The 12344-nt window shown below is 72.5% G+C and carries 16 protein-coding genes; 11 read left to right on the top strand and 5 right to left on the bottom strand.

The features are described 5' to 3' along the window. The first annotated feature begins 69 nt into the window (after window positions 1–69). Both tsaE and ACH4E7_RS17890 read left to right on the top strand, forming a co-directional pair. Window positions 70–564 (top strand): tRNA (adenosine(37)-N6)-threonylcarbamoyltransferase complex ATPase subunit type 1 TsaE, encoded by a 495-nt coding sequence (gene tsaE / locus ACH4E7_RS17895; protein ID WP_396249996.1) that lies wholly within the window; start codon window positions 70–72, stop codon window positions 562–564. 156 nt (window positions 565–720) lie between these two features. Further along, window positions 721–915, top strand: a complete 195-nt coding sequence (locus ACH4E7_RS17890; RefSeq protein ID WP_396249995.1) for a hypothetical protein — start codon at window positions 721–723, stop codon at window positions 913–915. A gap of 8 nt (window positions 916–923) precedes the next feature. On the opposite strand, the gene ACH4E7_RS17885 is transcribed toward ACH4E7_RS17890, so the two are convergent. Beyond that, window positions 924–1490, bottom strand: coding sequence for a hypothetical protein (locus tag ACH4E7_RS17885; RefSeq protein WP_396250067.1), 567 nt, complete (start codon window positions 1488–1490; stop codon window positions 924–926). 155 nt (window positions 1491–1645) lie between these two features. Between ACH4E7_RS17885 and tsaB the strand changes: the two genes are divergently transcribed. From tsaB to ACH4E7_RS17860, 5 genes are all read left to right on the top strand, one after another. Then, entirely contained in the window at window positions 1646–2302 is a 657-nt protein-coding gene (gene tsaB, locus ACH4E7_RS17880; RefSeq protein WP_396249994.1) for a tRNA (adenosine(37)-N6)-threonylcarbamoyltransferase complex dimerization subunit type 1 TsaB, read from the top strand. Between the two features lie 23 nt (window positions 2303–2325). Beyond that, entirely contained in the window at window positions 2326–2814 is a 489-nt protein-coding gene (gene rimI, locus ACH4E7_RS17875) for a ribosomal protein S18-alanine N-acetyltransferase (RefSeq protein ID WP_396250066.1), read from the top strand. Further along, the gene (tsaD, locus tag ACH4E7_RS17870) at window positions 2807–3913 is read left to right on the top strand and encodes a tRNA (adenosine(37)-N6)-threonylcarbamoyltransferase complex transferase subunit TsaD (protein ID WP_396249993.1); all 1107 of its coding nucleotides are present in this window, start codon (window positions 2807–2809) and stop codon (window positions 3911–3913) included. The genes rimI and tsaD overlap by 8 nt, the downstream gene beginning before the upstream one ends. Then, a complete protein-coding gene (locus ACH4E7_RS17865) occupies window positions 3910–4170 on the top strand; it encodes a hypothetical protein (protein ID WP_396249992.1) in 261 nt (86 codons plus the stop codon). The genes tsaD and ACH4E7_RS17865 overlap by 4 nt, the downstream gene beginning before the upstream one ends. A 79-nt stretch (window positions 4171–4249) precedes the next feature. After that, the gene (locus tag ACH4E7_RS17860; protein ID WP_396249991.1) at window positions 4250–5161 is read left to right on the top strand and encodes a polysaccharide deacetylase family protein; all 912 of its coding nucleotides are present in this window, start codon (window positions 4250–4252) and stop codon (window positions 5159–5161) included. Between the two features lie 4 nt (window positions 5162–5165). Here ACH4E7_RS17860 and ACH4E7_RS17855 read toward each other — a convergent pair whose 3' ends face one another. From ACH4E7_RS17855 to ACH4E7_RS17845, 3 genes are read right to left on the bottom strand one after another with little or no spacing between them, the layout of a single operon-like run. Beyond that, a complete protein-coding gene (locus tag ACH4E7_RS17855; RefSeq protein ID WP_396250065.1) occupies window positions 5166–6353 on the bottom strand; it encodes an SAM-dependent methyltransferase in 1188 nt (395 codons plus the stop codon). After that, a complete protein-coding gene (locus tag ACH4E7_RS17850; protein ID WP_396249990.1) occupies window positions 6350–6652 on the bottom strand; it encodes a hypothetical protein in 303 nt (100 codons plus the stop codon). Before ACH4E7_RS17850 ends, ACH4E7_RS17855 begins: the two co-directional genes overlap by 4 nt. Further along, window positions 6649–6981: a hypothetical protein gene (locus ACH4E7_RS17845; RefSeq protein ID WP_396249989.1), complete on the bottom strand. Its 333-nt coding sequence runs from the start codon at window positions 6979–6981 to the stop codon at window positions 6649–6651. Before ACH4E7_RS17845 ends, ACH4E7_RS17850 begins: the two co-directional genes overlap by 4 nt. Before the next feature lie 248 nt (window positions 6982–7229). On the opposite strand from ACH4E7_RS17845, the gene groES reads away from it, so the two are divergent. From groES to ACH4E7_RS17830, 3 genes are all read left to right on the top strand, one after another. Continuing rightward, window positions 7230–7535, top strand: coding sequence for a co-chaperone GroES (gene groES / locus ACH4E7_RS17840; RefSeq protein WP_014136232.1), 306 nt, complete (start codon window positions 7230–7232; stop codon window positions 7533–7535). 116 nt (window positions 7536–7651) lie between these two features. Then, window positions 7652–9283, top strand: a complete 1632-nt coding sequence (groL, locus tag ACH4E7_RS17835) for a chaperonin GroEL (RefSeq protein ID WP_396249988.1) — start codon at window positions 7652–7654, stop codon at window positions 9281–9283. 166 nt (window positions 9284–9449) lie between these two features. After that, window positions 9450–10448 (top strand): LysR family transcriptional regulator, encoded by a 999-nt coding sequence (locus ACH4E7_RS17830; RefSeq protein WP_396249987.1) that lies wholly within the window; start codon window positions 9450–9452, stop codon window positions 10446–10448. 102 nt (window positions 10449–10550) lie between these two features. Here the strand turns inward: ACH4E7_RS17830 and ACH4E7_RS17825 are convergent, their stop codons facing one another. After that, window positions 10551–10877 carry a WhiB family transcriptional regulator gene (locus tag ACH4E7_RS17825; protein ID WP_350519940.1) on the bottom strand — a complete coding sequence of 109 codons (327 nt, stop codon included), beginning with the start codon at window positions 10875–10877 and terminating at the stop codon, window positions 10551–10553. Window positions 10878–11442: 565 nt separating this feature from the next. On the opposite strand from ACH4E7_RS17825, the gene ACH4E7_RS17820 reads away from it, so the two are divergent. Continuing rightward, complete coding sequence (locus ACH4E7_RS17820) at window positions 11443–12054, top strand: response regulator transcription factor (protein ID WP_014136228.1); 612 nt, start codon at window positions 11443–11445, stop codon at window positions 12052–12054. The last annotated feature ends 290 nt before the right edge of the window (window positions 12055–12344 follow it).

Raw genomic sequence — 12344 nt, 5'->3', positions numbered from 1 at the left:
GATGTGGCACGGTAGCGGTGGCGGCCGGTGGTCGGCGCGCCGCTACGGACCGAAGGGCAAGACACGCGCATGGGCTCGCACGCCACTCTCACCGTCCTCACTCCGGAACGGATGGGCCGGCTCGGCCGGGAGCTGGCCGCGCTGCTGCGGCCGGGTGACCTGGTGCTGCTCTCCGGCGAGCTGGGGGCGGGGAAGACCACGCTGACCCGGGGCCTGGGGGAGGGGCTGCAGGTCCGCGGGGCGGTGACCTCGCCGACCTTCGTGATCGCCCGGGTGCACCCCTCGCTGGTCGGCGGCCCGGCCCTGGTGCACGTGGACGCGTACCGGCTGGGCGGGAACCTGGACGAGATGGAGGACCTCGACCTGGACGTCTCGCTGCCGGACTCGGTGATCGTGGTCGAGTGGGGCGAGGGCAAGGTCGAGCGGCTGTCCGAGGACCGGCTGGAGGTGCGGATCGAGCGGGCGATCGGCGACACCGCCGGGGAGGACCACGACCCGCGCCGGGTGGTGCTGACCGGTATCGGAGAGCGCTGGGCGGATGTGGAGCTGGAGAAGCTCGCCTGAAGGTCCGGTCTTCGAACCCCCGCCCGCGGGGTGTTCGCGGGCGGGCCCCGGCCGTTCCCCGTTTTGCCGACACCCTGTCGGCATGGTGTTGCGGGCGGGGCGCCGGGCGTGGTGGGATGGGTGCTGCGGTTAGGTCTGCCTAACTAGGGAGGCGCCATGTCGAGCCCCACCCCCGCCCCGGAGCGCGCCCCGCGCGGCACCGGGACCGGAGAGTCCGCCCGCCGCGTTCCGGGAGCGCCGATGCGGGCGCTGCTGGCCGCCTGCGCAGCCGCCGAGGCGGTGTCCACCCCGCCCGAACCGCAGCCGCGGCAGGCCGAGCAGCCCGAGGCGGAGACACCCCGGGCTGCCTGACGCCCGGCTCAGGCGACCACGACCACCTTGGTGCCGTTCGGCGCGAAGTCCCAGAGCAGCTGCCCGTCGGCGCGGCCGCTGCGGATACCGCCGGTCTTGGCCTTCGGGTCGGCGGTCGGCGTCGCGCCGTCCACCGCCGAGCTGAAGCCGAACACCACGCCGTTGTGCTGCGAGAAGCGCACCACGTGCTCGATCTGCCGGCCGTCGGTACCGGTGCCGATCGGGGTGCGGCTGTACACCGAGTAGCTGCCCGGGGTCGGCTCGACCGTGCCCGGGGTGACCAGGAACGTGGCCGCGACCTGCGGGTTCTTCTTCGGGTCGACCAGCCAGACGTAGTGGCTGCCCACCGAGTAGACGACCCGCGTGCCGCTGCCCGAGCTGGCCGGCAGGGCCGGGGCGGTCGGGGTGGGCGAGGCGCTCGGCGTCGCCGAGGCGGCCGGCCCGGTCGATGTCACCGCGGCGGTGGGGCGGGCACCGCCCGCGCGGTCCTGCGCGCCGTTGGCCTGGAAGGCCAGCAGGCTCACCACCGCCAGGGCCCCCAGGGTCAACCCCGTGACCACCACTCCAGGACCCATCTTCGCCACGTGCCGCTCCCGCCGCCGTCCTCTGTACGTACCGCCCTAATCGTGCCAGGTCCCCCCGGCCGGTCGGCAGCGCCCAGCACGTGTGTTCCGGATGGGGACACCAGCTCGATCGTCTGGTCGGCTCAACGTCGGTCTAACCTTGACCCGTGCTGCTGCTCGCGTTCGACACCGCTACCCCCGCCGTCACCGCCGCCGTCCACGACGGCACGGCCGTCCTCGCCGAGACCCACCAGGTCGACGCCCGACGCCACGGTGAACTGCTGCTGCCCGCGATCGACCAGGTCCTGCGGGCTGCCGGGGTGGACAAGCACCAGCTCACCGGCATCGCCGTCGGCGTCGGCCCGGGCCCGTACACCGGCCTGCGGGTCGGCCTGGTGACCGCCGCCGCGCTCGGCCACGCGCTCGGGCTGCCGGTGCACGGCGTCTGCACCCTGGACGCGATCGCCTTCCAGGCCCGCGCCGAGGGCTTGACCGGGCAGCCGTTCACGGTGGCCACCGACGCCCGCCGCAAGGAGGTCTACTGGGCCTCCTACGACGCCGAGGGCCGCCGCACCGAGGGCCCCGGCGTGGACCGCCCGGCCGAGCTGACGCCCCCGGCCCGCTCGGTGGGCGCCGGCGCGCTGCTCTACCCCGACGCCTTCCCCGGCGCCCACGGCCCCGAGCACGTCTCGGCCGGCGCCCTCGCCGGCTTCGCCGCCGCCGAGCTGGCCGCCGGGCGGGAGCTGCTGCCGAACCTCCCGCTGTACCTGCGCCGCCCGGACGCCCAGGTGCCCGCAGGCTACAAGGCGGTGCTCCCGGCGTGAACCACGGCACCACCCTGCGCCCGATGCGCTGGTGGGACATCGAGCCGGTGATGGAGCTGGAACTCAGGCTCTTCCCCGAGGACGCCTGGTCCCACGGGATGTACTGGTCCGAACTCGCCGAGGCCCACCCCGGCGGCACCCGCCACTACACCGTCGCCACCACCGGGGACGGCACCATCGTCGGCTACGCCGGACTGATGGAGATCGCCGGCGAGGGCGACGTCCAGACCATCGCCGTCGACGAGCGCCACCAGGGCGCCGGCCTCGGCACGGCGCTGCTCACCGACCTGATCCACGAGGCCGCCCGGCGCGGCTGCGCCGAACTGCTGCTGGAGGTACGGGTGGACAACCCGCGCGCCCAGCGGCTGTACGAGCGCCACGGCTTCGAACCGGTGGGCATCCGGCGCGGCTACTACCAGCCCGCCAACGTCGACGCGCTGGTGATGCGCCTCGACCACCCGAGCACTGACAGCACCGACCCGAAGGACATTGAGGACACCCGCCATGGCTGACGAACCGCTCGTCCTCGGCATCGAGACCTCCTGCGACGAGACCGGCGTCGGCATCGTGCGCGGCACCACGCTGCTGGCCGACGCGGTCGCCTCCAGCGTCAACGACCACGCCCGCTTCGGCGGCGTCGTCCCGGAGATCGCCAGCCGCGCCCACCTGGAGGCGATGGTCCCGACCATCCAACGCGCCCTGGACACCGCCGGGATCAAGGCGAGCGACCTGGACGGCATCGCCGTCACCGCCGGCCCCGGCCTGGCCGGCGCGCTGCTGGTCGGCGTCAGCGCCGCGAAGGCGTACGCCTGGGCGCTGGACAAGCCGCTGTACGGGGTCAACCACCTCGCCTCGCACATCTGCGTCGACCAGCTGGAGCACGGCCGGCTGCCCTCGCCGACGATGGCCCTGCTGGTCTCCGGCGGGCACTCCTCGCTGCTGCTCAGCGAGGACATCACCAGCGACGTGCGCCCGCTCGGCGCGACCATCGACGACGCGGCCGGCGAGGCCTTCGACAAGGTCGCCCGGGTGCTCGGCCTGGGCTTCCCCGGCGGCCCGATCGTCGACCGGACGGCCCGCGAGGGCGACCCCAAGGCGATCAACTTCCCGCGCGGCCTGAGCGGCAGGAACGACCCGGAGTACGACTTCTCCTTCTCCGGCCTGAAGACCGCCGTCGCCCGTTGGGTGGAGGCCAAGCGCCGGGCCGGCGAGGAGGTGCCGATCGCCGACGTGGCGGCCTCCTTCCAGGAGGCGGTCACCGACGTGCTCACCCGCAAGGCCGTCAAGGCGTGCAAGGACAACGGCGTCGACCACCTGATGATCGGCGGCGGCGTCGCGGCCAACTCCCGGCTGCGCGAGATGGCCCAGCAGCGCTGCGACCGGGCCGGCATCCGACTGCGGGTGCCCCGGCCGGGCCTGTGCACCGACAACGGCGCGATGGTGGCCGCGCTGGGCGCGGAGATGGTGTGGCGCGACCGCACGCCCTCCGCCTTCGACCTGTCGGCCGACTCCTCGCTGCCCGTCACCGACGTCCACGTCCCTGCCGCGGACATCGGGCACGGCGACCTCCACGGCCAGGCCTACGACGCCCTCGGCGGCGGCGCGGCATGACCGTCGCCGCGATGTGGGAGGCCCGGGCGGCGGACCATCGGGGCGACGAACTCGCCGCCTGGGTGCGGGAGTCCGCGCTGCCGGCGGTCCGCGGCGCGGCCGGCCTGGAGCGTCTTGAGCTGCTCTCCGCCCCGGGCGAGCGGGTGCTGCTGATCACCTGGTGGAGCGGTGCTCCGGTACCGGTCGCCGACCCGCCGGCCGAGTTGCTCGGCCGCCCGGTGCACCGCTGGTCCTTCACCAGCGAGTACGTCGAGTAGACGGTGGTCGGGAACCGCCGCCGTGCCCGCTACCGTGCATAGCTGAGAGAAAGCCGGACGGGATCGGGAGCGCGGTGCGGTGAGCAGGGACGGGCGGAGCAGGACCAGGACGTACGCGGCGGGGGCGCTGGCCTTGCTGGCCTTCGCCACCGCGTGCGGCGACAACGGGGACGGCGGCGGTGCCGCCCCGGCCGCGACGAAGACCACCGCGGCCGCGTCCCCGCCGTCCGGCGGCGCCGCGCCGACCGCCGCGGCCACCACGCCGGGGGCGGCCCCGGCCGAGGGCGACGCCGCGGCCTGGGCGAAGTGGAACCTCAAGCCGCTCGCCCCGGCCCCCGCGCCGCCCGCCGACAAGCCGATCAAGCTCGAACGCACCGGCACCGTACCGGTGATCAGCGACGTGAAGACGAGCGACAAGGTCGTCTTCATCACCATCGACGACGGCGCCGAGAAGGACCCGAAGTTCGTCGAGATGCTGACCGACCTCAAGGTGCCGATCACGATGTTCCTGACCAAGGACATCGTCAAGAACGACTACGGCTACTTCAAGCCGCTCCAGGCGCTCGGCAACCACATCCAGAACCACACCGTCACCCACCCGGTGATGAGCAAGCTCCCGGCGGACAAGCAGAAAGCCGAGATCTGCGACGACCAGGCCGCGCTCACCCAGCAGTACGGCACCGCCCCGCTGCTGTTCCGCCCGCCGTTCGGCGACGGCGCCAACACCCCGATGCTCAACACCTCGGTGCAGCAGTGCGGCCCGCGCGCGATCGTGCTCTGGCGCGAGTCGATGCAGATCCACGACATGCAGTACCAGGCCGCCGACAAGAAGCTGAAGCCCGGCGACATCATCCTGGCGCACTTCCGCGGCCCCAAGGAGCTCAAGGGCGCCACGATGACCCAGATGTTCGCCGACCTGCTGGCCCGGATCCAGGAGCAGGGCTTCTCGGTGGCCCGGCTGGACGACTACATCCAGGCGCCGGCGTCGTAACCGCTCAGACCGGCTGACCGAGCATCATCAGCGGTCCGTGGTCGGTGCGGCTGAGGATCACCGTGACGGTGTTCGGCCCGGAGGGCTTGAGCTGACGGCGCAGCTCCTCCGGGGTGATCGCCATCCCGCGCTTCTTGATCACCACCGTGCCGACCTGACGCTCGCGCAGCAGCGCCTTCAGCTTCTTGATGTGGAAGGGCAGCACGTCGGTGAGCTCGAAGGCGTGCGCGTACGGGGTGGCGACCAGCTCGTCCGAGGTCAGGTAGGCGATCTTCGGGTCGATCAGCCGGCCGCCGACCTGTTCGGCCACCTCGGCCACCAGGTGGGCCCGGATCACCGCGCCGTCCGGCTCGTACAGGTACCGCCCGACCGGTCCGGCCGGCGGGTCGGGCAGGTCGCCGCCGGCCAGGCTGGCGCCCTGCGGCAGCAGGGTGGCGCGGTGCGGGTGGGCCGCCTCGGTGCCGAACCAGAGCACCGCCTCCTTGACGTCCCCGTGGTCGGAGACCCACTCGGCCTCGGCGTCCGCCGGGACGGCCTCGTGCGGGATGCCCGGTGCCACCTTCAGCGCGCCGATCGGGGTCCGCCGCCCGGCCTCGATCGCCCAGGACAGCGGCGGGGCGTACGCCTCGGGGTCGAACACCCGGCCCCGCGAGGTCCGGCGGGCAGGGTCGGTGAACACCGCGTCGTAGCCGGTGACGTCCACCTCGGCGACGTCCGCGCAGCGCACCTGGACCAGCTCGGACAGGCCCAGCGCGGCGGCGTTGGCCGCGGTCGCGGCGCAGGCCGCCGGGTCCTTGTCCACCGCCAGCACCTCGATCCCGGCCCGGGCCAGCGCCAGCACGTCCCCGCCGATGCCGCAGCACAGGTCCGCCAGCCGTCGTACCCCCAATTGGGCGAACCGGCGCGCCCGCCACTCGGCCACACTGCGCCGGGTGGACTGCTCGACCCCGTTGGGCGTGAAGTACATCAGGTCCGCGTCCGCCCCGAACTTCGCCCGCGCCCGCTGCCGCAGCCGCGCCTGCCCGAACGCCGCCGACACCAGCTCCGCCGGATGCTCCCGCCGCAGCCGGGTGGCGAGCGCCAGCTCCTCCTCGGGCGTGAACTCGCGCAACTCGGCGAGCAGGGCCTGGCCCTCGGGGGTCAGCAGGGGCTGGAGGTTCTCGGTGTCCACGGGCCCATTCTGACCGGTCAGCCGAGGATGTTGAGGCCGACGGCGGGCCAGATCAGCAGCGGCCCGAGCACAGGTGCGGCCGCCGCGACGACCGGGGTGATCCGGTAGCCGGTCCGCCAGGTGCCCCGGACGGTGAACGCCAGCCCCACAAGGGTGCCGACGACGCAGACGACCAGCCCGGCGGCCCAGGAGTGGAGGAAGAGCGCCAGGACGAAGGCCGCCCAGAAGCCGATGTACGCCGCGCCGCCGATCGACAGGAGGACGGTCAGGGCGAGCAGCAGGTCGACGCCCCAGTGAATCCGTGGCCGTGGCGCGCTCACCGGAGGACGCCGGAGGAGAAGACGGCCGGGAGGACGAAGGGCGAGATCGAGGCCGCGACCGGCAGGCAGCGGTAGCCGGCGCGGTGGCTGCGGACGGCGACCACGATGTCCGCCACCAGGGCGGCCACCGGGCCGGCGAGCATCCCGTAGGCCAGGAAGGCCCAGGCGCTGCCGTCGCCCTCGTCGCCGCGGCCGGGGCCGTTGCCGAAGCTCGCGACGAAGGAGAAGACGACGTACGGGAGTGCGATTCCCAGCAGGGGCAGTGCCAGTAGGGCGAAGGTGGCGTCCTTGAGCCGGGACGGGCCGATGCGGGCCGGGGTGTCGGTCATGGGACGAGTCTGCGACCCGGGCTCCGCCTCGCACATGAGTACGGCTACTCATTCGCGGAACGGGTTCCGGAGGCGCGCCGTTGGCACTCTGGTTGACGGAGTGCTAACACGGGCCTATGGTCGTCCTTGGCACTCCCCACTAGGGGAGTGCTAACGCGAAGACGCGTGTCTGACCCCCGCGACGGCAGGCATGCAGGTTCGCCCCTACCCGTTAGAAAACCCCGTAATCTCCGAAGGGGAGCTCGGACGTGACCACCAGCAGCAAGGTTGCCATCAAGCCGCTCGAGGACCGCATCGTGGTCCAGCCGCTCGACGCCGAGACCACCACGGCCTCCGGCCTGGTTATCCCGGACACCGCCAAGGAGAAGCCCCAGGAGGGCGTCGTCCTGGCCGTCGGCCCGGGCCGCTTCGAGGACGGCCAGCGTCTGCCGCTCGACGTCGCCGTGGGTGACATCGTCCTGTACTCGAAGTACGGCGGCACCGAGGTCAAGTACCAGGGCGAGGAGTACCTCGTCCTCTCGGCCCGCGACGTCCTCGCGATCATCGAGAAGTAAGACGTCCCCGCCCCGCCCCGGATCGCGTCCTCAGTGACGGTGGCCCGGGGCGTGGTCGTTGGTCCACCTAGTTCGGCGGCCTCCGAAGCGGCCGCAGCCCCGAGGGAATAGGGAACATGGCGAAGATCCTGCAGTTCGACGAGGACGCCCGCCGCTCGCTGGAGCGCGGTGTCAACAAGCTGGCCGACACCGTCAAGGTGACCATCGGCCCCAAGGGCCGCAACGTCGTCATCGACAAGAAGTTCGGTGCCCCGACCATCACCAACGACGGTGTCACCATCGCCCGCGAGGTCGAGCTGGACGACCCGTACGAGAACCTTGGCGCGCAGCTCGTCAAGGAGGTCGCCACCAAGACCAACGACGTCGCGGGTGACGGCACCACCACCGCCACCGTGCTGGCCCAGGCCCTGGTCAACGAGGGTCTGCGCAACGTCGCCGCCGGTGCCGGCCCGGCCGCCCTGAAGAAGGGCATCGACAAGGCCGTCGCCGCCGTCTCCGAGCACCTGCTCTCGGTGGCCCGCGAGATCGAGGGCAAGGACGACGTCGCCGCCGTCGCGTCCCTCTCCGCCCAGGACACCCAGGTCGGCGAGCTGATCGCCGAGGCGATCGACAAGGTCGGCAAGGACGGTGTCATCACCGTCGAGGAGTCGAACACCTTCGGCGTGGAGCTGGACTTCACCGAGGGCATGCAGTTCGACAAGGGCTACCTGTCGCCGTACTTCGTCACCGACGCGGAGCGGCAGGAGGCGGTCCTGGAGGACCCGTACATCCTGATCAACCAGGGCAAGATCTCCTCCATCCAGGAGCTGCTGCCGCTGCTGGAGAAGATCCTGCAGGGCGGTGCCACCAAGCCGCTGCTGATCATCGCCGAGGACGTCGACGGCGAGGCGCTGTCGACCCTGGTCGTGAACAAGATCCGCGGCACCTTCAACGCCGTGGCCGTCAAGGCCCCGGGCTTCGGCGACCGCCGCAAGGCGATCCTCGGCGACCTGGCCGTCCTGACCGGTGGCCAGGTCATCTCCGAGGAGATCGGCCTCAAGCTCGACCAGGTCGGCCTGGACGTGCTGGGCACCGCCCGCCGCGTGACCATCACCAAGGACGAGACCACGGTCGTCGACGGTGCCGGTGACGCCGAGGCCGTGGCCGGCCGCGTCGCCCAGATCAAGGGCGAGATCGCCGCGACCGACTCCGACTGGGACCGCGAGAAGCTGCAGGAGCGCCTGGCCAAGCTGGCCGGCGGCGTCTGCGTCATCAAGGTCGGCGCCGCCACCGAGGTGGAGCTGAAGGAGCGCAAGCACCGCCTGGAGGACGCCATCTCGGCGACCCGCGCCGCGGTCGAGGAGGGCATCGTCGCCGGTGGTGGCGCCTCCCTGGTCCACGCCGCCAAGGTGCTGAACGACGGCCTGGGCCTGTCGGGTGACGAGGCCACCGGTGTCGCCGTGGTCCGCAAGGCGCTGCACGAGCCGCTGCGCTGGATCGCCCAGAACGCCGGCCTGGAGGGCTACGTCATCACCTCCAAGGTCTCCGAGCTGGAGATCGGCCAGGGCTACAACGCCGCCACCGGCGAGTACGGCGACCTGGTGAAGGCCGGCGTCATCGACCCGGTCAAGGTCACCCGCTCCGCCCTGGAGAACGCCGCCTCGATCGCCTCCCTGCTGCTCACCACCGAGACCCTCGTGGTGGAGAAGAAGGAGGAGGAGGCCGAGAACGGTCACGGCCACTCGCACGGCCACGGCCACTCGCACTGAGGCCCGGCGCGATAGCCGCAACTCCTGACCGGAGGCCCGGTCCGCTCCCTCGGGGAGGCGGGCCGGGCCTCCGGCGTTGCCGGGCGGGTGCGCCCGGCGGTCGTTCTTCAGGCTTCAACTATCAGTAGAATTTTGCAGAATGCAAAGATTGCCTTATAACTGAGGCATGATCGAGGCCCGCCATCTGCGCGTCCTGCGTGCGGTCGCCCGCACCGGCTCCTTCTCCGCCGCCGCCCGCGAGCTGGGGTGTACGCAGCCTGCCATCAGCCAGCAGATGAAGGCCCTGGAGAAGTCGGTCGACACCCCGCTGGTGGTCCGTTCGGGCCGCGGGATGCAGCTCAGCGAGGCCGGGCGGGTCCTGCTCAAGCATGCCACCGGGATCCTGGCCGGGCTCTCCGCCGCCGAGGAGGAGGTGGCCGCGATCGCCGGGCTGCGGGCCGGGCGGGTGCGGCTGGTGTCCTTCCCGACCGCGAGTTCCACCCTGGTGCCGCCCGGCGTCGCCCGGCTGCGGGACAGCCATCCGGGGGTGCGCGTGTCGCTGGTCGAGGCGGAGCCGCCGGAGTCGCTGGCGATGCTGCGCGGCGGGGAGTGCGAGATCGCGCTGGCCTTCCGCTACCCGCAGTCCGACGGCGCCGTCGCGCTGTCGGCCCCCGCGCACGGTACCCCGCGCGAGGCGCGGGCCGAGGCGAACCTGGAGGCGCAGCAGTTGTCGGCCGGCACCGACTGGTCCGACCTGGTGGTCACCCCGCTGCTGGACGACCCGCTGGTGGGCGTGCTGCCCGCCGCCCACCCGCTGGCCGGGCGGGGCAGGCCGGTGGAGCTGGCCGAGCTGGCGGGGGAGCAGTGGATCGCCGGCTGCCCGCAGTGCCGGGGGCACCTGGTGGAGCTGTGCGCCGGGGCGGGCTTCGAGCCCCGGATCGACTTCGCGACCGACGACTACCCGGCGGTGGTCGGCCTGGTGGCGGCCGGGCTGGGGGTGGCGGTGCTGCCCCGGCTGGCGCTGCAGTCGGTGCGCCCTGACGGCGTGTCGACGGTGCCGGTGCGGACGGCCTCCGGGGTGCCGGCGGTGCGCCAGGTGGTGGCGCTGACCCTGCCGGACCTGGCCGAGGTGCCGGCCGTCGCGCTGATGCTGGAGCGCCTGGCGGGCGCGGCCGCCGACCGCTGACGGTCGGTGGCGGGGCTGCCGCCTGCCCGGTGCCGGATGTGATGTGAGCAGCCTGAGGCGCCGCGAAGAATCGTTTCTTCACGGCGTGTCGTCGAGGCGGGTCTAGCGCTGTGCGACCGCCGGCGGGGTCAGCGGGACCTCCACAAGGCGGTGCCGCGAGCGGCCCAGCATCTCCTCGCGCTCGTCCTCCGTCATCCCGCCCCAGACGCCGTACGGTTCGCGGACCGCCAGGGCGTGTGCGGCGCACTCGGCGATCACCGGGCAGCGCATGCAGACCTCCTTGGCACTGGCCTCACGCGAACTGCGCGCCGCCCCGCGCTCGCCCTCGGGGTGGAAGAAGAGCGAGCTGTCCACGCCACGACAGGCTGCCGAGAGCTGCCAGTCCCAGAGGTCCGCGTTGGGACCCGGGAGGCGGGAGAAATCTGCCATGGCTCATTCCCTTCGGAAGCGGTCGGCCGTCGGCCGGGCGTGCTCGGCGGGCTGGTGCCGAGCGGTGCCCGGCGGGGCGTCCCGCGCTGGTATGGACACCTGGAAATATGACTTAAGGCAACTCCATGGACAAGTCACCCACACACTGGCACAACAGTCAATGACCATGAGAAAGCTATAAAAACGGGCAAACCGGGCAAGGGCTTTCGATGGGCGCGGGGTGCGGCAATCGGGTGGCCGACAGGCGCGCGACACGCCGCACCGGTGTGCGGGTCGTACGCCGACCGCGCGCGAGCTGCGCAAAAGTGCGGCGTGTGCACCGCGATGCGGCTGATCGGTAATGGGTTGGCCACGTACAGTGGTGGGGATGGCCCGAAGGCCGTAACTCATTCGAGTGACGGTCGTTGGAAGTGCGGAGGCGGTTAGCGGGCGCCGGACGTCGGGAACGATCGCGGGCAAGTCGGGGCGATCAGGACGAAGTCTGTCGCCGATCGGCCGTGTCGGAGAGGTTCGTACCAGCCAGGAGGCTCAACGTGACGCGGATCAGCTGCGGAGGACGACGGTCATGACTTCCGTTCTCGTTTGCGACGATTCCCCGCTCGCCCGCGAGGCGCTTCGCCGCGCCGTCGCGACCGTACCCGGTGTGGACCGGGTCACCACCGCGACGAACGGGGAGGAGGTCCTTCGCCGCTGGGTGGCCGACCGGTCCGACCTCGTCCTGATGGACGTCCGGATGCCCGGCCTCGGCGGGGTCGAGACGGTCCGGCGGCTGCTGTCCGCCGACCCGGGCGCCCGGATCATCATGCTCACCGTCGCCGAGGACCTCGACGGTGTCGCCCTGGCGGTGGCCGCCGGTGCCCGCGGGTACCTGCACAAGGACGCCTCGCGCGCCGAGCTGCGGGCCACCGTCACCCAGGCCCTCGCCGACCCGACCTGGCGGCTCGCCCCGCGCCGACTGCGCAGTCCCGACATGGGCGCGGCGCCGACCTTGACGGCGCGTGAGATCCAGGTGCTGGAGGGCATGAGCCACGGACGCAGCAACGCCGAGATCGGCCGCGAGCTGTTCCTGTCCGAGGACACCGTCAAGACCCACGCCCGACGGCTGTTCAAGAAGCTCGGGGCCTCCGACCGCGCGCACGCGGTGGCGCTGGGCTTCCGCTGGGGCCTGGTCCGCTGACCACCGGCGGCGCCGTCGGCCCGGGCGCGCCGCCATCGATTCCCGGAGCGGGAACCGCACGGGCGTGTGACGTTACGGTCCCGAGGTTGCACCATGGAGGAGTGGAGCACCTCGGGGACCAGCGGACAGGCACTGCGGCGAACCACGCAGCCGCAGGACACTCGGCGGACGGCGCGACGGACGGAACCACCTACGGCGGCGGGGCGGGAGGCGGGACGGTGCAGGAGGGGCCGGTGGTGCGCGGCACACCGCGCGGTGCCACAGCGCATAACGTTCCGGTGCACAACTCC

This window comes from Kitasatospora sp. NPDC018058, from assembly GCF_044327205.1.
GTDB lineage: Bacteria > Actinomycetota > Actinomycetes > Streptomycetales > Streptomycetaceae > Kitasatospora.
Note: the sequence above shows the minus strand (reverse complement) of the source record. Positions and strands in the feature narration are given on the sequence as shown.

Excerpts from the sequence above, each read along its gene's own strand:
- groL (WP_396249988.1), top strand. The coding sequence starts at position 7,652 with ATGGCGAAGATCCTGCAGTTCGACGAGGACGCCCGCCGCTCGCTGGAG.
- ACH4E7_RS17885 (WP_396250067.1), bottom strand. The coding sequence starts at position 1,490 with ATGGGTCCTGGAGTGGTGGTCACGGGGTTGACCCTGGGGGCCCTGGCG.
- ACH4E7_RS17845 (WP_396249989.1), bottom strand. The coding sequence starts at position 6,981 with ATGACCGACACCCCGGCCCGCATCGGCCCGTCCCGGCTCAAGGACGCC.
- ACH4E7_RS17865 (WP_396249992.1), top strand. The coding sequence starts at position 3,910 with ATGACCGTCGCCGCGATGTGGGAGGCCCGGGCGGCGGACCATCGGGGC.
- ACH4E7_RS17820 (WP_014136228.1), top strand. The coding sequence starts at position 11,443 with ATGACTTCCGTTCTCGTTTGCGACGATTCCCCGCTCGCCCGCGAGGCG.
- tsaD (WP_396249993.1), top strand. The coding sequence starts at position 2,807 with ATGGCTGACGAACCGCTCGTCCTCGGCATCGAGACCTCCTGCGACGAG.
- ACH4E7_RS17825 (WP_350519940.1), bottom strand. The coding sequence starts at position 10,877 with ATGGCAGATTTCTCCCGCCTCCCGGGTCCCAACGCGGACCTCTGGGAC.
- ACH4E7_RS17830 (WP_396249987.1), top strand. The coding sequence starts at position 9,450 with ATGATCGAGGCCCGCCATCTGCGCGTCCTGCGTGCGGTCGCCCGCACC.
- tsaE (WP_396249996.1), top strand. The coding sequence starts at position 70 with ATGGGCTCGCACGCCACTCTCACCGTCCTCACTCCGGAACGGATGGGC.
- rimI (WP_396250066.1), top strand. The coding sequence starts at position 2,326 with ATGCGCTGGTGGGACATCGAGCCGGTGATGGAGCTGGAACTCAGGCTC.
- ACH4E7_RS17890 (WP_396249995.1), top strand. The coding sequence starts at position 721 with ATGTCGAGCCCCACCCCCGCCCCGGAGCGCGCCCCGCGCGGCACCGGG.